We start from the raw sequence: 17835 nt of genomic DNA, 5'->3' as shown, positions 1-17835 counted from the left end.
GTCGCTGCTGAAGGGCTACCCGCCGCCCTGCACGCCCAACCACCGGTGTCCGCCCCACGGGACGGGCTCGGTGGGGCCGGCCCATGCCGCCAGCAGGGTGCGCCCCAGGCGGCGCGCCCGCCGCGGGTCCCAGCCCAGTCTCTCCGGCGTGTTCGCGTGGAGGTGGCGGGTGAGCTCCTGCACCGCGCGGAACCTCGCGGACGTGGGCCCCAGCCGGGACACGTGCTCGAAGAACGCCGTGACGGCGACCCGCGCGTGCGCGTAGCCGAGCAGGTCGGTGCCCATCCCCCGGCAGTGGGTGAGCGTGAGCAGGAACAGGCCGGTGTTGTCCACCAGGGCGGGGTCGGCGTCGGGCCGGGCCACCTCCTCGTGCGCTCGGGTCCCTACCAGGACCGCGTGCGCGAAGTACCCCTGGGCGATGTCGCCGTCCGCCGGGCGGCGCAGCAGCCACTGCCGCGCCTCCTCCGTGTCCTGGCGCAGCAGCGCCTTCACGGCGTACACCAGCCCCCACCCCTGGGAGCGCTCGGCCGCCCAGAGCAGGGAGTCCGTCGCGTCCGGCAGCCGCTCCAGGATCCGGTAGGCCAGCGGGCCGAAGGTCTCCGAGTACAGCGAGACCGTCTGTACCAGCGGAATGTCGGCGGGTTCGGCGCTCTCCAGCAGCAGAGCCAGTCCGATGAGGACGGAGTTGACGTCGGTGGCGCGGCGGACCAGCCAGCGGCCCGTCCGGCGGGCGTGCGCCGGGTCCGCCTCGCGCACGGCCTCGGTGATCCGCTCGTCCCGGAAGATCGGCACGGCCACCTCGCGCACCGCCCACCCCAGGAAGCGAGGGTGCAGGTCCGGCCAGGCCAGGTGGGCGCGCACGGCCTCGGCGGCGTCGATCCCGATCCGGTCGCGCGGCGCGTGGCGCAGGTTCATCGCCCCCTCCGGGAAGGGGTCGTTCTGCGGCTCCAGGGGGCCGTCGGGGATGCGGGCGTGCAGGCACAGGGCGTGCTCGTACAAGGAGATCCCGGCACCGGGCGCCGGGCTCACCACGCGTTCGTGGACTCGCTTCCGTTGGTCATGCGGGGAATGCTCCCACGCCTCCCCGCCCCGCACAAGGCGTTGCGGAAACGGCCACCCCCGTTCACGCCCGGGGAGTTCGCCGGGCTGCACTGCGCGGGCTCAGACGGACCAGAGGGCACCGCGGCGGTGGCGGCCGGAAGGCCACACGACCTCCTCGGCCGCGTCCGGGACGAGGTGCCCGTCGGCGGTGACCGCGCGTCGGGTCAGGCCGACGGCCCGGCGGGCGCGGCAGCGCTCACGCCGTTCGGCGACGGCCGCCTCCGCACCCAGGGAGCCGTCCCGGACGAGGACCCGGGCGAGTTCGTGGACCCGCACCCGGCGGACCACGCGTTCCGGGGGACGGCCGCGGGCGTACCGCAGGCCGACCAGCGGCCTGCCCTCCCGGTGGATCCGCGCGTGGTGGGCGGTGCGCGCCATGGGTGCTCCCTCCGCTCGCCGTGAGCGTAGCGGAGGGGGCACCCCGGGTTCAGCTGCAGCCGCTGGTGGAGCCGCAGCCCTCGCAGACGTAGCAGCTCCCCGCCGGGCGCATCTTGGTCCCGCAGGTGACGCACAGCGGGGCGTCGGCGACGAACCCCTGCGCGCGCTCGACCACCTCCGTGGTGGAGTGCGCGTCGTCCGCCCGCGCGGACGGCGCGACCCGCGGCTCCCGCTCGCCGGTCGGCGCCGACTGGGCGTAGGACTCCACCTGCGCCGCGACCTGCGCCGGGTCCTCCCCCGCCAGCTGCGCCTGCCGCTCGGCCGCGGAGAACACCCCCAGGGCCGCCCGCTCCTCGTAGGGCAGGTGGTCCAGCGCCAGGCGGCGGAAGATGTAGTCCATCACCGACTGCGCCATGCGGATGTCGGGGTCGTCGGTCATCCCGGCGGGATCGAACCGCATGTTGGTGAACTTCTCCACGTACGTGTCCAGGGGGACCCCGTACTGCAGGGCGATGGAGATCGCGATCGAGAACGCGTCCATGACCCCGGCCAGGGTGGACCCCTGCTTGCCGAGCTTCATGAACACCTCGCCCAGCCCGTCGTCGGGGTAGGACCCCGCGGTGATGTACCCCTCGGCCCCGCCCACCGAGAACGACGTGGTCTCGCTGGGGCGCTTCTTGGGCAGCCGCCGCCGCACCGGCCGCGCGGGCGCCTCGGCCTCCTGCGGCTCCTTCTTCGCGGTGGACAGGGGCTGCCCGACCTTGCAGTTGTCCCGGTAGACGGCGAGTGCCTTCAGGCCGAGCTTCCAGCCCTGGAAGTAGATGTGCTCGAAGTCCTCGACGGTGGCCTCCTCCGGCACGTTCACCGTCTTGGAGATCGCCCCGGACAGGAACGGCTGCACGGCGGCCATCATGCGCACGTGGCCCATGGGCTCGATGAACCGGCGGCCCATGGCGCAGTCGAAGACCGGGTAGTGCTCCTCGCGCAGGCCGGGGGCGTCGACCACGTGGCCCTGCTCGGCGATGTACTCGACGATCGCCTCGACCTGCTCGGGCTGGTACCCGAGGTGCTCCAGGGCCCGCGACACCGAGCGGTTGACGATCTGCATGGACCCGCCGCCGACCAGTTTCTTGAACTTCACCAGCGAGAAGTCCGGCTCGATCCCCGTCGTGTCGCAGTCCATCATGAACCCGATGGTGTTGTGGCTGACGAGCCCGTTGGCCACATAGGTGACATTGTCGGGGACCGAGAGGTCGTAGGTGGGCTGCACGCCCCCGTCCTCGTTGGCCGCCACCCGCTCGAAGAGGTACCCGAGGGCGCGCCCCAGGCGGGCGTCCGGCGTCCCGGCGTGGACCAGCGAGGCGGTGCGGCGGGGCACACCCGCGTACTTGCGCAGGGCCTGCAGGACGTCGCCGCGGAGCGGGTGCCCCGGCGGGACCAGGTCGTCCCAGACCGCACGCGGCAGCACGATCCGGTCCCGCTTCGGCGCGCGGTCCGGTTCCAGGTCCGCCACGAGCCGGTTCTTGCGGTCGCCCATGAAGCCGACCGCCTCGTCGAAGCGCAGGGCGTGGTCGAGGTTGCGCAGCCGGAGGATGTACAGGTCCCCGCCCAGGCCGCTGCGGGTCGTCCGAGTGGTGGTCGCCATGCCCAGGGCCAGCAGCAGGGTGCGCACCTCCCCGGCGAAGGCGTCGTGTGCGGTGGACAGGCTCGGGACCCCTTCGAGCACTGTGCCATCGGCCTCGAAGAGGCCCCGCAGGAAGGCCGCGTACACGGCGGGATCGTTGGCCTCCAGGACCGCCGAGGGCACCCGGGGCGTCCACCCCTTGCCCGTGTGGTCCTGTCCGGGCGATCCCTTGGCGAACCCGGCCGCCTTCCACCACCGGGCCAGCCGGACCGAGGAGAGCAGGACCTCCAGGTAGCCCTGCCTGCGCGTCACCTTCGGGACCAGCCCGAAGCAGCCTTTGGCCAGGACGGCCAGGCGTTCGGCGACGTCCTCGTCGGTGTCGGCGACGCAGAGCCGGATCCCCTCGGCGTGCAGGCTGCCGTCCCCCATGAAGTAGCCGACGAGTTCGGCCAGCTCCTCATCGACCGTGTCGGGGACGGTGACCCCCCGGTCGCCCGTGTAGTAGGCCTGGTCCAGGACCGGCAGCGCCACGTTCCGCGGGACGCCGACGAGGGTCCCCATCTGCAGCGGGACGAGGTCGCCCTCGGAGATGTCCGCGAAGCGCTTCCACCTCCAGGCCCCGTCCGCGTCCACCACCTTGATCCGGTGGGTGTGCGTTCCCTGGAGCCGGTAGCCGCCCTCGGTGACGATGCGGCGGGTGGGCGCCTCGCCGTTGACGTAGAACTTCGTGGCCCGCCTCGGTCCCTCGTCCGTGGAGACGGTGGCGGACAGGTCCTGCCAGCGGGGGCCGTGCACATCGCCCAGCTCGGTCAGCCGGGTCAGCCCCCGGTCGGTGGTGACCAGGGTGTCCCCGGTCAGGCACCCCGTGGGCGCGAGGAGGCTCGCCTGGGCGTTGCGCCAGCCGTGGCGTTCTCCGGTCTCCAGGCAGTCGGCCCAGGCGCGGGTGGCGGCGGCGTGGATCGGCTCCTCCAGGGCGCCGACGGTGCGCAGGGCGCCGTTGGCGGCGGCGTGCTTGCGCATGACGCGGATGTGGGACGCCTCGTTGCGCCGGTAGCCCTCGTAGGGGCCCACCGCACCGGCCAGCTCGGCGCTGCGCCGGTAGGCGACGCCGGTCATCAGCGAGGTGATCGCGGCGGCGACGGCGCGCCCGCCCTCGGAGTCGTAGGCGTGGCCGGTGGCCATGAGCAGGGCGCCGAGGTTGGCGTAGCCGATGCCGAGCTGGCGGTAGGCGCGGGTGGTCTCGGCGATCTTCTCTGTGGGGAAGTCGGCGAACGTGATGGAGATGTCCATCGCGGTGATGACCAGCTCCGTCAGCCGGGTGAACCCCTCCACGTCGAACGTGCCGTCCTCGCGCAGGAACGCGAGCAGGTTGATCGACGCCAGGTTGCAGGACGAATCGTCCAAATGGAGGTATTCCGAGCACGGGTTGCTGGCGGTGATACGTCCGGACTCGGGGGTGGTGTGCCAGTCCTGGATGGTGTCGTCGTACTGGACGCCCGGGTCGGCGCACTCCCAGGCGGCCTCGGCCATGCGGTGGAACAGGGCCTTGGCGTCGACCTCGTCGACGACCTCGCCGGTGGTGCGGGCGACCAGGCCGAAGCGCCCGCCGTCCTCGACGGCGCGCATGAACGCGTCGGAGACCCGCACCGAGTTGTTGGCGTTCTGGTACTGGACGCTGGCCATGTCGGCGCCGCCCAGGTCCATGTCGAACCCGGCGTCGCGCAATGCCCGGATCTTGCGCTCCTCGTGCGCCTTGGTGTCGATGAACTCCCCGATGTCGGGGTGGTCGACGTCGAGCACCACCATCTTGGCGGCCCGCCGGGTGGCCCCGCCGGACTTGATGGTGCCCGCGGAGGCGTCGGCGCCGCGCATGAACGACACGGGCCCCGAGGCGCTGCCCCCGGAGGAGAGCAGTTCTCTGCTGGAGCGGATCCGGGAGAGGTTGACCCCCGCCCCCGAGCCGCCCTTGAAGATGATCCCCTCCTCCTTGTACCAGTCGAGGATCGACTCCATGGTGTCGTCGACCGACAGGATGAAGCAGGCGCTCACCTGGGCCTTCGCGCGGGTTCCGACGTTGAACCACACGGGTGAGTTGAAGCTGAAGAGCTGGTGGGCGAGCGCGTACTTGAGTTCGTGGTCGAAGACCTCGGCGTCGGCCTCGCCGGCGAAGTACCCGTGCTCGCGGCCGGTGCGGGTGTAGACGCCGACGACCCGGTCGATGAGCTGTTTGAGGCTCCACTCCCGTTCCGGGGTGCCGAGCGCGCCCCGGAAGTATTTCCCGGCGACGATCTGTGTGGCGTTCATCGACCAGGTCGAGGGGAACTCGACCCCGCGCTGTTCGAAGTTCACCGTTCCGTCGCGCCAGTTCGTCATGACGACGTCCCGGCGCTCCCATTCCAGGGTGTCGTAGGGATGAACGCCTTCGGTGGTGAAGATCCGCGGGATCTTCAGCCCCTTGCGCCTCCCCTTGCCCTTGCGTCCCGTCGATCCGCTGGTGGTTTCCGTCATGGCGGAGTCCCCCGAAGATAGGGCGCGGGCGCGGCCCGCGCGCGGAACCGTTGCTCGGGGGCGTTCCCTCGGCGCCCCCGGGGAGCGGTGCGTCAGGCCGTGGTGTCGGCCTCTTCCTTGGCCCGGGCCTCGGCCTCGCGGTCGCTGCGCAGGCTGGCGATCTCGGCCTCGAAGTCGGCGAGGCTCTCGAAACCGCGGTAGACACTGGCGAAGTGCAGGTAGGCGACCTCGTCGAGGTCGCGCATGGGGCCCAGGATGGCCAGGCCGATCTCGTGGGCCGGGACCTCCGCGACGCCTCGGCCGCGGATCTCCTCCTCGACCTGCTGGCCGAGCTTGGCCAGCGCGTCCTCGGAGACCGGGCGGCCCTGGCAGGCCCGGCGGACCCCGGCGATGATCTTGGTCCGGCTGAAGGGCTCGGTGACGCCGGAGCGCTTGGCGACCATCAGCAGGACGGTCTCCTGTGTGGTGAAACGGCGTTCGCAGGCAGGACAGGAACGGCGGCGGCGGATGGCCGCGCCGTCGTCGGTGGACCTGCTGTCGATCACCCGGGTGTCCGGATGGCGGCAGAACGGACAGTGCATCCCGGCTCACCTGCTTCCCTCGCCGAACTGACAACCCTGGGTCTACTTAACCACAACTCCTGGGCCGACGCCTCAAACAGCGACACCAGATGTTGTGGTCGAACCTAGTCGGAGGGTCGGACGAACCGCAACTTTCGCGCGCCCCGCGTGTCACAGCCGCGCGCCGCCCAGGATATCGCCGCGAATCCCCTTCCACGGCGCGGCTCGGGGTTTTCGGTCGACCCCTTGCCCGGGGGTGATCCGCCCCGCATCCCCCCGTTCTCGAACCCGACGGCACATCTTCCGCCATTCCGGGGGCGACGCGACGTGAACACGTGTACACACGTAAGTGAGGCCGGAAAAGCGCCGCGGAAAATCCTCTCGGCAATTGTCCACAGGCCTCGAACGCTTGTTTGATATCACCGTGCGCAACGACTAACGTTGGCCTTGATTTCACGCCGGTTTCGCCATCACGTGGACACAGGGTCCGGAGCGGTCGCAGACCGGTGGTGGCCAGTCGTGCAAGCAGGCCCTGACCGAACCGATGCCGAGGAGGCCGGCCGTGCCGGAGGAGAATCCCGGACCCCTGGATTCCGCAACCACCACCGTTCTCGCGCCCGTGGGCGAGGCGGGCGCGCCCGAGGAGGCGCCCAAGCTCACCGCCCGCCAGCAGAGCGTCCTGAACTGTATCCAGCGGTACCTGCGCGAGCGCGGCTACCCGCCGTCGATCAGGGAGATCGGGGAGTCGGTCGGCCTGTCCAGCCCCTCCAGCGTCGCGCACCAGCTCAAGGTGCTCCAGCGCAAGGGCTACCTGTACCGCGACCAGAACCGGCCGCGGGCCGTGGAGCTGCGCCAGCCGGGCCGCCCCGGGGTGCGCGCGCTGGTCGCCGCCGAGGAGTCCGACCCGGCGCACGCCGCCCGGGTGCCCCTGGTGGGGCGGATCGCCGCGGGCGGCCCGATCCTGGCCGAGGAGTCGGTGGAGGACGTGCTGTCGCTGCCGCGGCAGCTGGTCGGCGAGGGCCGGCTGTTCATGCTCACCGTGGTCGGCGACTCGATGACCGACGCCGCCATCACCGACGGGGACATGGTGGTGGTCCGCCAGCAGCCGGACGCCGAGAACGGGGACATCGTCGCGGCGCTGCTGGACGAGGAGGCCACGGTCAAGGTGCTGCGCCGCACCGAGGACGGGCACGTGTGGCTGATGCCGCGCAACGACGCCTACGAGCCGATCAACGGCGACGCGGCCACCATCCTGGGCAAGGTCGTCACCGTGATGCGCCGGGTCTGAGCGATACGCCCCCGGTCGCCCCCCGGCCGGTCCGCCCCGCCGGGCGGGACCGGGCGCGGGTCCGCGGGCGGTACGGGACATGTCGCACCCGTGCGGGGCCACGGGTGCGACCGGCGGGCCGCCGCGGCGGCCGGTGGCCGTCCCGGACACCGGTGGCGGCCCCCGCCGCTCCGGGCCGCCCGGGGCGTCGGGCGTCCTCCCGGGCGCCTAGGCTATGGGGGTGTTCGCTTCCCTCGTCTTCCCGCGTGCCCGAGGGCGCGCCGTGGCGGTCGCCGCGGCCGCGGCCCTGCTGTCGACCTCCGCCTGCGCTCCGGCCGGGGAGGAGGCCGCCCCGCCGCCCGGGGTGGCGGGTTCCGAGCGTGAGCTGAGCTTCACCGTGGACGGGATCGAGGTGTTCGCCACCCTCACCCTGCCCGCGGACACGTCCGGCCCGGTCCCGGGCGCGCTGATCGTCTCGGGCAGCGGCCCCACCGACCGCGACGGCAACGCCGACATGCGCCCCGACGCGAACACCAACCTCAACTTCGCCCGCCTCCTGGCCGATTCGGGGGTGGCCTCCCTGCGCTACGACAAGCTCGGCAGCGGCGAGACCGGACTGGGCGGCCTCGACCCGGAGGCCCCGGTGGACCCGGACGTGTTCGACGCCCAGATGGCCGCTGCCTACGAGGCGCTGGTGGGGCAGAGCGAGGTGGACCCGGCCCGCACCGCGGTGGTCGGACACAGCGAGGGCTCCCTCTACGCGCTGCGCGCCCACACCCTGGTGGACGCCGCGCCGGCCCTGGTGCTGGCCGCACCGGTGGGCGACCGCTACCTGGACGTGCTGGACCGCCAGCTCACCGAGCAGGTGCGCGCGGTCGAGGCGGCTGGGCAGCTCACCGAGACGGAGGCGGTGACCATGCTCTCCGACGCCCGCGCCGGGCGGGCCGCGGTGCGCGGCGGCCGGGAGGTCCCCGACGACCTCACCGGCGTCGTCGGCACCCTGTACTCGCCGCAGAACGCCGGGTTCCTGGCCCGGATGGACCGGATGGACCCGGTGGAGCTGGCCGCGGAACTGCCCGAGGACACCCCGGTCCTGGTGCTGTGGGGCGAGGCCGACGCCCAGGTCACCGGCGAGGAGGTGGACCGGCTGATGACCGGCCTGCCCCGGGCCGAGCGGGTGGACATCCCCGACGCCGACCACATCTTCCGCGTCTACGAGGACGGGCCGGGGGCGACGGTGCTGGACGCCGAGCGCCCCTTCGCCCCGCAGGTCGCCCCGGCGCTGGCGGAGTTCGTCGACACCGCCTGGTGACCGGCGGGCCGCGGTGACGGCGCGTCCGTCACCGCGGCCCGACCCGCCGGGGCGGGGTCAGTCGTCCTCGGTGGTGATCTCCTCGGGAAGGGCGTCCACGGTGGCGCGGGCGATCTCCTCGGCGCCGGCGGAGAGGCGCTCCTCGTCGGCGGGTTCGCGGCCGTCGTACCCGGCGGCGGCCGAGTAGCAGGTCTCCAGGTAGAGGTTGGACACCCGCACCGCCACGCAGGAGGTGGTGTAACCGGTCTCGTCGAGCCAGGTCACCGCCTCCTCCCCCAGGTCGTCGACCGGGGAGGTGCTCTGGGCCCCGGTGGTCTCGGCGAAGTTCTCCCGCGCGGTGACCACCCCGCCCGGGTTGGGCGCGGCCACCATGACGAGGGTGGCGGTGGCGGGGACGGAGTCGCCGTCGCCGCCGGGTGTGGCCCAGCGGCACTGCCAGCCCTGGCCGAAGGGGTCGGCTGCGCCGCCGACGGGCTCCTCCAGGGCGAGCTCGCGCTCGGGCACCCGGGCGTCCAGGGCCTCGGTCTCACCGACCTCGCAGCCGGGGGCCGCGTCGTACACGCCGGTCTCGGGGTCCTCGCGGGTCAGCACGTACCAGGCGGCGCCGCCCGCGGCGGAGAGCAGCAGGAGGGCGAGGGCGACCACACCGGCGGTGGCGCAGCCCCGGCTCTGCGGCTGGCTGGAGGGCACGGTCTCGGGCGGCTGCCCGGGGGGCATCACAGGGAGGCTCCGATCCGTTCGGCGAAGGCGACCGCGGTGGCCCGGCCCTCGTCGGGGGAGACGGGTTCGCCGCCGGTGACGGCCGTGTAGGAGACCCGGACCAGCAGGTTGTCGGCCCAGAAGGCGAGCTCGGTGTCGCCGGAGCCGCCGCGCCACACCAGGCCCCGGCCGGTGGACAGGTCCACGGTCTCGGCGGCGTCGGGGGCCAGCGCGGTGGCGGCCGCGCTCACCCGGTCCTCGCCGGAGACGGGCTCCTCGGCGGTGGAGTCCGTGAACAGGGCGGAGTACTCCACCCGCAGGACGCCCTGGCGGGGGGTGTCGGAGGTCCCGGCGGAGGTCCACCGGCACACGGTGCCCTCACCGCCGGTGAGCGGCCCGCGCTCGGCGAGGTCGCGGACCGCGCCGGGCAGGTGCTCGTCGAGCAGTTCTCCGAGGTCGCCGCAGTCGGGCGCGGCGGTGTGGACGTCCCCGGGGTGGGGTCGGTCCGGGTCGTCCTGCGCGGCCCACAGGCCGCCGCCGATCGCCAACGCGGACACCACCACCGCGCCCGCCGCGATCACACCCGCCCGTGCGAGGGGACCCAACCGGTCACCGCCTCCCTGTCCGGCCGCCGGTCGACCGAGGTGCGACGGCGGCCGCGGGTCGCGGCCGCCGTCGCGGTGGTCAGCCGACGACGATGTTCACCAGTTTCGGCGCGCGCACGATCACCTTGCGGATCTGCTTGTCGCCGATGAAGCCCTGCGCCTTCTCTGACGCCAGCGCGAGCCTTTCCAGTTCGGCCGGGTCGATGTCGGGCGCAACGGACAGCTTGTCACGGACCTTGCTCTGCACCTGCACGACACAGGTCACGGTCTCCTGGACCAGCAGGGAGGGGTCGGCCTCGGGCCAGTTCCCGACGGCGACGGTGCCGGTGTGGCCCAGCCGCTCCCAGCCCTCCTCCGCCACGTAGGGGGCGAACAGGGACAGGGCGACGGCCACGAACTCGGCGGCCTCGCGCACCGCCGGGTCGGCGGCGCCGGGGCCGGAGTCGATGGCCTTGCGGGCGGCGGAGACCAGCTCCATGACGCGGGCGATGGCCACGTTGAACCGCTTGGCCTCGATCAGGTTGGTGACCTGGTCGATGGCGTGGTGGGTGGCGCGGCGCAGCTCGATGTCGCCGGCGGCCGGGTCGGCGCCGGGCTTGGAGGCGGCACCGGCCTCGTTCATCACCCGGTAGGCCCGGTTGAGGAACTTCTGGGCGGCGACGACGGACACGTCGGCCCAGTCGACGTCCTCCTCGGGCGGGCTGGCGAACAGCATGGTCAGCCGGACCGCGTCGACGCCGTAGGCGTCGATCTCCTTGCCCAGGTCGACGCCGTTGCCCAGGGACTTGGACATGGCCCGGCCCTGGTTGATGACCTGGCCCTGGTTGGTCAGGCGGCGGAACGGCTCGGTGAAGGACACCATGCCCATGTCGTGCAGGACCTTGGTGAAGAAGCGCGCGTACATCAGGTGCAGCGTCGCGTGCTCCTTGCCGCCGATGTAGTGGTCGACGGGGCCCCACTCGTTGACCAGGTCGGAGTCGAAGGGCGCGGTGTCCAGGTGCGGCGAGATGTAGCGCAGGAAGTACCAGGACGAGTCCACGAAGGTGTCCATGGTGTCGGTGTCGCGCTGGGCGGGGCCGCCGCAGGACGGGCAGTCGACGTTGACCCAGTCGGTGGCGGAGGCCAGCGGGGACACGCCCTTGGGGGCCAGCTCGGCGCCCTTGAGCTCGGGCAGGGTGACGGGCAGCTGCTCGTCGGGGACGGGCACCTGGCCGCAGGCGGGGCAGTGGATGATCGGGATGGGCGTGCCCCAGTAGCGCTGGCGGGACAGCAGCCAGTCGCGCAGGCGGTAGTTGACGGTGCCGCGGCCGGTGCCGCGCTCCTCCAGGACGCCGATGATGCGCTCGATGGCCTCGGCCTTGGACAGGCCGTCCAGGGGGCCGGAGTCGCGCAGGCTGCCCTCGCCGGCGGTGGCGACGCCGGTCTCGGCGGGGTCGGGCTCGCCGGTCTCGACGACGACGCGCACGGGCAGGCCGAAGGCCAGGGCGAAGTCCAGGTCGCGCTGGTCGTGGGCGGGGACGGCCATGATGGCGCCGTGGCCGTAGTCGGCCAGGACGTAGTCGGCGGCCCAGACGGGCATGCGCTCGCCGTTGACCGGGTTGACCGCGTAACGGCCCAGGAAGACGCCGGTCTTGGGGCGCTCGGTGGTCTGGCGCTCGATGTCGGAGAGCTTGGCGACCTCGGAGCGGTAGGCCTCGAAGGCCTCGCGCTGCTCGGGGGCGCACAGCTCGTCGGCCAGGTCGGCGTCGGCGGCCACCACGAAGAAGGTGGCGCCGTACAGGGTGTCGGGCCGGGTCGTGAAGACGGTGACCGGCTCCTCGCGCCCCTCGATGGCGAAGTCGACGTCCGCGCCGGTGGAGCGGCCGATCCAGTTGCGCTGCATGGCCAGGATCTCGTCCGGCCAGTTGCCGCCCTCCAGCTGGTCCATGTCGTCCAGCAGGCGCTGCGCGTAGTCGGTGATCTTGAAGTACCACTGGTTCAGGCTGCGGCGCACGACCTCGGTGCCGCAGCGCTCACAGCGCCCCTGGACGACCTGCTCGTTGGCCAGCACGGTCTGGTCCTTGGGGCACCAGTTGACCTGGCCGTCCTTGCGGTAGGCCAGTCCGCGGTCGAAGAACCGGGTGAACAGCCACTGGTTCCACTTGTAGTACTCGGGGTCGCTGGTGTGGATGCGCCGGGACCAGTCGACGGCGATGCCGTAGCGGCGGAAGGAGGCCGCCTGGGTCTCGATGTTGGCGTAGGTCCACGCGGCGGGGTGCGAGTCGTTCTTGATGGCGGCGTTCTCGGCGGGCAGGCCGAAGGAGTCCCAGCCGACGGGGTGCAGCACGTTGTCGCCGCGCTGGAAGCGGTAGCGGCCGATCACGTCGCCGATGGCGTAGGCCTCGGCGTGGCCCATGTGCAGGTCGCCGGAGGGGTAGGCGAACATGTCGACGATGTAGGAGCGGGGGCGGGTGTCGCCGGGGTCCTCGTCGGCCTGGAACGGGAGCTCGGCGGCCCAGCGCGCCTGCCACTTGTCCTGGAGGGCGCGGGCGTCGTAGGTGTCGCCCGTCGTCTGGTCGCCGTCTACCGCTGTCATCGCTGCTTGTTCCCTCGGGTTCGGTCGTACATGGGATCCGCGGACCAACATGCGAGATCCGTTCCCCCTCAGGTTATCGGCTGGGGGACCGGGGCGCGGACGGGTTTCCCCGCCTGTGGACGGCGCCCCCGGACCGGCGGCGGCACCCCGCGTTCGTCACGGTGCGTCACCCGACATTGCGTGAGATTACGGACCTCCTTCCCCTCCACACCGACTGTCCGGTTTGTTACTCTTCCGTCAACTCAGTCGTGAGAGTGGCGCAGAACACGCGACCCGGATCACACCCGGGTCCCGTTCCCTTGTCGTCCCTGGACACATCTGCCTGCGGGAGGCCCCATGCTCAACCTGTCCGTGGTCCTGGAGGACGGTGCCCGATCCGTCCCGGAGAAGGACTGCCTGGTCTTCGGCGATCTGCGCCTGAACTACGCGATCACCAACATGATCGCCAACCAGGTGGCCAACCTCCTCGTCTCCCGGGGCGTCCGGCCCGGCGACCGGGTGGCCCTGGCCAGCCCCAACGTGCCGTACTTCCCCTTCGTCTACTACGGAGCGCTCAAGGCGGGCGCGGTGGTCGTCCCCCTCAACGTCCTGCTCACGCCGCGTGAGATCGCCTACCACCTGGAGGACTCCGGCGCCAAGGCGATCTTCGCGTTCACCGGCACCCCGGAGCTGCCGCTGGGCGAGCGCGCCTTCGAGGCGTTCGGCCAGGTGGACACCTGCGAGACCTACATCGACCTGCCCGCCGTCCCGGGGGCGACCGAGTCCGCCATCGAGGGCGCCCAGACCCTGTGGAAGGCCCTGGAGGGGCAGCCCGGCGAGTTCGAGACCGTCCAGGCGAGCTCCGACAACACGGCCGTCATCATCTACACCAGCGGCACCACCGGCAAGCCCAAGGGCGCCGAGCTGAGCCACAACAACCTGATGATGAACGCGGTCGTCTCCTCCAGCCTGGTCAACCCGCACCCGGACGGCCGCGACGTGGCCCTGGTGGTGCTGCCGCTGTTCCACATCTTCGGCCAGACCGTCATGCTCAACGCGGCCCTCTACCGGCACGCGACCCTGGTGCTGATGCCGCGGTTCGACGGCGACGAGGCCCTGCGCCTGATGGAGAAGGAGGGCGTCACCGGCTTCGCGGGCGTGCCCACCATGTACTGGGGCCTGCTCAACGCCGTGCGCTCCGCCGGCGAGGGGAAGTACGACATCAAGGCGATCGCGGACAACATCGTCGACGCGGTCTCCGGTGGCGCGGCGCTGCCCGCCCAGCTCGCCCAGGACTTCCAGGACACCTTCGGCGTCGGCATCAAGGAGGGCTACGGCCTGTCCGAGACCTCCCCGGTGGCGTCCTTCAACAACCCCAACGTCAAGGCCAAGACCGGCTCGATCGGCAAGCCGGTGTGGGGTGTGGAGATGAAGCTGATCGACCCGGAGTGGAACGAGGTCGTCAAGACCGGCGACGAGGACCCGGTCGGCGAGATCGCCATCCGCGGCCACCTGGTGATGAAGGGCTACCACAACCGGCCCGAGGTCAACGCCGAGGTGATCCGGGACGGCTGGTTCCGCACCGGCGACATCGCCCGCCGCGACGAGGAGGGCTTCTACTTCATCATCGACCGCTCCAAGGACATGATCATCCGCGGCGGGTACAACGTGTACCCGCGCGAGGTCGAGGAGGTCCTGATGGGGCACGAGGCGGTCAGCCTCGCGGCGGTCGTCGGCGTCCCGCACGACACCCACGGCGAGGAGATCAAGGCGTTCGTGATCCTCAAGGAGGGCGCCGGGCTCACCGCCGAGGAGCTGACCGGGTGGGCCAGGGAACGCCTGGCCGCGTACAAGTACCCGCGCGAGATCGAGTTCCGCGAGAGCCTGCCGATGACCGCCACCGGCAAGATCCTCAAGCGCGAGCTGCGCGACTGACCCCGCGGGGCGGACGAGGGGCGGGACCCGGCCGGGTCCCGCCCCTTCCCCTCGCCTCCCCCGGCCCGCCGCCGGGCCGGGTCAGCCCTTGACGGCGCCCTGGACCAGCCCGGAGGCCAGCCAGCGCTGCACGAGGACGAAGAAGACCATGACCGGCAGGGTGATGAGGGTGGACGCGGCCATGACGTGCCCCCACTCGTTGGCGTACTCGCCGAAGAACTGCCGCAGGCCCACGGCGACCGTGTACTTGTCGCTCTGCTGCATGAACGTCAGGGCGAGCACGAACTCGTTCCAGGCGATGATGAACGCGAAGATCGCGGTCGCCACCAGGCCGGGGGCGACCAGCGGGAACAGCACCTTCCAGAACATGACCGGCCACGAGGCGCCGTCGATGTAGGCGGCCTCCTCCACCTCCTTGGGGACCGCGGCCACGAACCCGCGCATCATCCACACCGCCAGCGGCAGGGACAGGGCGATGTAGACGATGCCCAGGCCCAGCACGGTGTTGAGCAGCCGGAGGTCGCGGACCTGGAGGAAGAGCGGGATGACCAGGGCCTCCAGCGGCACCATCTGGACGACGAGGATCATCACCAGGATCGCGGTGCGGAACCGGAACCGGAAGCGCGCCACGGCCACGGCCGCCAGCAGCGACAGCACGCACGCCCCGACGACGGTGATGCAGGCGACCGCCAGCGAGTTGAGCATGTACGTCCCGAAGTCGCCCTCGGTCAGGACGTGGACGAAGTTGTCCAGGGTGGGGTCGCGGGGCACCAGCGTCCCGACGGCGGAGGTCATCCGGTCGGAGAACGCGCTGGCGAGCATGAAGTAGACGGGGAACAGGGTGAACAGCAGGATCGCGGCCACCCCGGCGGCCCGCCCGGCGAGCCGGGTCAGGCGCAGGGCGCCGCCGCGGCGGCGGGCCCGGCGGACCCGGCTCTCCCAGGCGGCGGACGCGGCGGTGTCGGCCCGGGCGCTCAACGCAGTTCGTCCTCTCGGAACAGGGCCCGCAGGTAGACCGCGGTGACCGCCAGCAGGAGCAGGGTGAGGACCACGGCGATGGCCGATCCCATTCCGTAGTCCCTCTGGCCGAAGGAGCTCACGTAGGTCCACACGCCCAGGTTGAGCATCTCCGAGCCGCCGACCCCGCCTCCGGGCATCAGGTAGACCTGCGCGAAGACCTTGAAGTCCCAGATGGTGGACAGGATGGTGACGACGGCGAACACCGGGCGCAGGACCGGGAAGGTGACGTGCCAGAACCGCTTCCACGCCCCGGCGCCGTCCAGCAGGGCTGCCTCGTGCAGTTCACGGGGCACGGTGAGCAGCCCGGCCAGAACGGTGACGGCCACGAACGGGAACCCGCCGTGGACCACGTTGAGCACGACGACCGCGTAGAAGAACAGCCGGTCGGCGAACCAGTTGTACCCCTCGGGGCCCAGCAGGCCGGCGCCCTTGAGGGCCTGGGCGACGACGCCGCTGTCGACGTCGAAGATCCACAGCCACACGTAGGTGCCACTGACGGCGGGCATGGCCCAGGCGACCATGATGCAGGAGACCACGACGACCCGGGTGACCGGGCGCAGCCGGGACAGCAGCAGGGCCACGAGGGTGCCCAGCACCACGGTGGAGACGACCGCGACCACGGCGAACCCCACCGTGTTGGGCAGGGCGACCCGCCACAGGTAGGAGTCGGTGAACAGGGTGACGTAGTTGGCCGGGCCGATGAAGTCCGACTCCCCCGACACCAGGTTGCGCAGCCGGTACTCGCGGAACGACAGCCACACGATCCGGCCGAGGGGGAAGAGCAGCAGGGCGGCGATGACCGCCAGGGCGGGGGCGAGCAGCACCCAGGGCAGCAGTGCGCTGCGCCGCCTCAGGCCGAGGGCGGGAGCGCGCCGCCCCCGGCCGGGCGGGCCGGCCGGCGCCCGGAGCCCCGGGCCCGTGCCGCCGACCGCCTGCCCGACCGGTGTTCCCACGTGTCAACCTCCGTTGAGGATGCGTTCGATGTCGTCGGCGGCCTGGGCGGTGGCGTCCTCCACCGAGGTGCCGTTGAGGATGGACTGCTGCATGCCGACCAGGACCTTCTCGGCCTCCACCTGGCTCCAGGCGGGTGCGGTGGGCACGCCCTTGCTCGCCTCCCCCAGCTGGACGGCGTAGGCCTCCAGGACGGGGTCGGCCGAGGCGGTGAACGCGTCGACGCTCCCGGTGAGGCCGGGGAAGAACCCGGTCTGCTCGGCCCAGAGCATCATGTTGTCCTCGCCGGTGAGGTGCTCCACGTAGCTCCAGGCGGCCTCCTCGTTGCCGGTGCCCTCGAACACCGACAGCAGCGAGCCCCCGGCGAACGACGGCGTGTAGGTCCCGGCCTCCCGCCCCGGGATGGGGAAGGAGCCCAGCAGGCCCTCCAGTTCGGGGTTGTTCTCGACGATGGCCTTGGGGTTGGCGCTGCCGAGCAGCGCGATGGCGGCGTCGCCCTCGGAGAACGACTCCATGATGTTGATCTCGTTCCAGTTGACGGCGCCGGTGGTGGAGGTGCCGTCCTCCAGGGCCAGGCCGGTGAAGAACGCGATGCCCTCGCGCGCCTCGGGGGAGTCCACCCCGGACACCCACGTGCCGTCGTCCTCCTGGACGGCGATCTCGGCCCCGCCGCCCCAGATCCACGGCATGACCGAGTACTGGGCGTCGCCCGGCACCGGCAGGGCGACCATGTCCGGCTCGGCCTCCTTGATCTCCAGGGCGGTCTCGCGGAGCTCGTCCCAGCTCTGGGGCACCTCCAGGTCGTGCTCCTCGAACACGTCGGTGCGGTAGACCATGGAGCGGATGGAGGCGTACCAGGGGATGCCGTAGACCCCTTCGTCCAGGGCCCCCATCTCCATGAGGCCCGGCACGTAGAGGGAGGTGTCGACCCCGTAGGCGGACAGGTCGTGCAGGGCCCCGGAGTCGGCGAAGCCGGGGACGAAGGTGTTGCCGAGTTCGATGACGTCGGGCATGGTGCCGCCGGCGATGGCGGTGGAGATCTTGTCCTGGGCGCCGTCCCACGGGACGAACTCGACCACCACCTCGATGCCGGTCTCCTCGGTGAAGGCGGCGTTGACCTCGTCGAAGAAGCCGGTGGCGTCGGGGTTGGTGCCCTCCATGATCCACACGGTGAGGCTGTCGGTGTCACCGCCGCCGTCGCCGCCGCCTCCCGCGCACGCGGTCGCGGCCAGGGTCAGGGCGAGTGCGGCTGCGGGGAGCGGAACGTGCTTTCGGGTTCGTCTGCGGGCCATGGGCTCGCCTCCCGTTCCTGTCGTGGGTC

13 protein-coding genes are annotated in these 17835 nt (G+C 71.9%); 3 read left to right on the top strand and 10 right to left on the bottom strand.

Features of this window, described 5'->3' with window-relative positions; all coding sequences use genetic code 11:
* Positions 1-15: 15 nt before the first annotated feature.
* The 4 genes from KGD84_RS08375 to nrdR form a co-directional block, all read right to left on the bottom strand.
* Positions 16-1029, bottom strand: coding sequence for a hypothetical protein (locus tag KGD84_RS08375; protein ID WP_220559691.1), 1014 nt, complete (start codon positions 1027-1029; stop codon positions 16-18).
* A gap of 132 nt (positions 1030-1161) precedes the next feature.
* Positions 1162-1479, bottom strand: a complete 318-nt coding sequence (locus KGD84_RS08370; RefSeq protein WP_220559690.1) for a hypothetical protein — start codon at positions 1477-1479, stop codon at positions 1162-1164.
* A 49-nt stretch (positions 1480-1528) separates the two neighbouring features.
* Positions 1529-5611, bottom strand: a complete 4083-nt coding sequence (locus KGD84_RS08365; RefSeq protein WP_220559689.1) for a vitamin B12-dependent ribonucleotide reductase — start codon at positions 5609-5611, stop codon at positions 1529-1531.
* 92 nt (positions 5612-5703) lie between these two features.
* Positions 5704-6192, bottom strand: a complete 489-nt coding sequence (gene nrdR / locus KGD84_RS08360) for a transcriptional regulator NrdR (RefSeq protein ID WP_220559688.1) — start codon at positions 6190-6192, stop codon at positions 5704-5706.
* Between the two features lie 541 nt (positions 6193-6733).
* Between nrdR and lexA the strand changes: the two genes are divergently transcribed.
* Positions 6734-7459, top strand: a complete 726-nt coding sequence (gene lexA, locus KGD84_RS08355) for a transcriptional repressor LexA (protein WP_355267974.1) — start codon at positions 6734-6736, stop codon at positions 7457-7459.
* A gap of 214 nt (positions 7460-7673) precedes the next feature.
* Positions 7674-8750 (top strand): alpha/beta hydrolase family protein, encoded by a 1077-nt coding sequence (locus tag KGD84_RS08350; protein WP_220559686.1) that lies wholly within the window; start codon positions 7674-7676, stop codon positions 8748-8750.
* A 57-nt stretch (positions 8751-8807) separates the two neighbouring features.
* Here KGD84_RS08350 and KGD84_RS08345 read toward each other — a convergent pair whose 3' ends face one another.
* The 3 genes from KGD84_RS08345 to leuS form a co-directional block, all read right to left on the bottom strand.
* On the bottom strand, positions 8808-9467 hold the full coding sequence (locus tag KGD84_RS08345) for a hypothetical protein (RefSeq protein WP_220559685.1): 660 nt from the start codon (positions 9465-9467) through the stop codon (positions 8808-8810).
* Positions 9467-10054 carry a hypothetical protein gene (locus tag KGD84_RS08340; RefSeq protein ID WP_220559684.1) on the bottom strand — a complete coding sequence of 196 codons (588 nt, stop codon included), beginning with the start codon at positions 10052-10054 and terminating at the stop codon, positions 9467-9469. Before KGD84_RS08340 ends, KGD84_RS08345 begins: the two co-directional genes overlap by 1 nt.
* Before the next feature lie 79 nt (positions 10055-10133).
* Positions 10134-12629 carry a leucine--tRNA ligase gene (gene leuS / locus KGD84_RS08335; protein WP_220559683.1) on the bottom strand — a complete coding sequence of 832 codons (2496 nt, stop codon included), beginning with the start codon at positions 12627-12629 and terminating at the stop codon, positions 10134-10136.
* 336 nt (positions 12630-12965) lie between these two features.
* Between leuS and KGD84_RS08330 the strand changes: the two genes are divergently transcribed.
* A complete protein-coding gene (locus KGD84_RS08330) occupies positions 12966-14543 on the top strand; it encodes a long-chain-fatty-acid--CoA ligase (RefSeq protein ID WP_220559682.1) in 1578 nt (525 codons plus the stop codon).
* 81 nt (positions 14544-14624) lie between these two features.
* On the opposite strand, the gene KGD84_RS08325 is transcribed toward KGD84_RS08330, so the two are convergent.
* The 3 genes from KGD84_RS08325 to KGD84_RS08315 all read right to left on the bottom strand — a co-directional run bounded on the left by KGD84_RS08325 (position 14625) and on the right by KGD84_RS08315 (position 17806).
* A complete protein-coding gene (locus KGD84_RS08325) occupies positions 14625-15521 on the bottom strand; it encodes a carbohydrate ABC transporter permease (RefSeq protein ID WP_370634433.1) in 897 nt (298 codons plus the stop codon).
* Positions 15518-16417: a carbohydrate ABC transporter permease gene (locus KGD84_RS08320; protein WP_220565618.1), complete on the bottom strand. Its 900-nt coding sequence runs from the start codon at positions 16415-16417 to the stop codon at positions 15518-15520. The genes KGD84_RS08325 and KGD84_RS08320 overlap by 4 nt, the downstream gene beginning before the upstream one ends.
* A gap of 102 nt (positions 16418-16519) precedes the next feature.
* On the bottom strand, positions 16520-17806 hold the full coding sequence (locus KGD84_RS08315) for a sugar ABC transporter substrate-binding protein (protein WP_220559681.1): 1287 nt from the start codon (positions 17804-17806) through the stop codon (positions 16520-16522).
* Between the last annotated feature and the right edge of the window lie 29 nt (positions 17807-17835).

The sequence above is a fragment of the Nocardiopsis changdeensis genome, assembly GCF_018316655.1.
Taxonomy (GTDB): Bacteria; Actinomycetota; Actinomycetes; order Streptosporangiales; family Streptosporangiaceae; genus Nocardiopsis; species Nocardiopsis changdeensis.
The sequence above is the reverse complement of the archived record's forward strand: the minus strand, read 5'-3'. Positions and strand labels throughout refer to the sequence as shown.

Bases quoted from the DNA above. Each gene is read 5' to 3' on its own strand.
- KGD84_RS08370 (WP_220559690.1), bottom strand. From the start codon at position 1,479: ATGGCGCGCACCGCCCACCACGCGCGGATCCACCGGGAGGGCAGGCCG.
- KGD84_RS08365 (WP_220559689.1), bottom strand. From the start codon at position 5,611: ATGACGGAAACCACCAGCGGATCGACGGGACGCAAGGGCAAGGGGAGG.
- nrdR (WP_220559688.1), bottom strand. From the start codon at position 6,192: ATGCACTGTCCGTTCTGCCGCCATCCGGACACCCGGGTGATCGACAGC.
- KGD84_RS08350 (WP_220559686.1), top strand. From the start codon at position 7,674: ATGGGGGTGTTCGCTTCCCTCGTCTTCCCGCGTGCCCGAGGGCGCGCC.
- KGD84_RS08345 (WP_220559685.1), bottom strand. From the start codon at position 9,467: ATGCCCCCCGGGCAGCCGCCCGAGACCGTGCCCTCCAGCCAGCCGCAG.
- leuS (WP_220559683.1), bottom strand. From the start codon at position 12,629: ATGACAGCGGTAGACGGCGACCAGACGACGGGCGACACCTACGACGCC.
- KGD84_RS08330 (WP_220559682.1), top strand. From the start codon at position 12,966: ATGCTCAACCTGTCCGTGGTCCTGGAGGACGGTGCCCGATCCGTCCCG.
- KGD84_RS08315 (WP_220559681.1), bottom strand. From the start codon at position 17,806: ATGGCCCGCAGACGAACCCGAAAGCACGTTCCGCTCCCCGCAGCCGCA.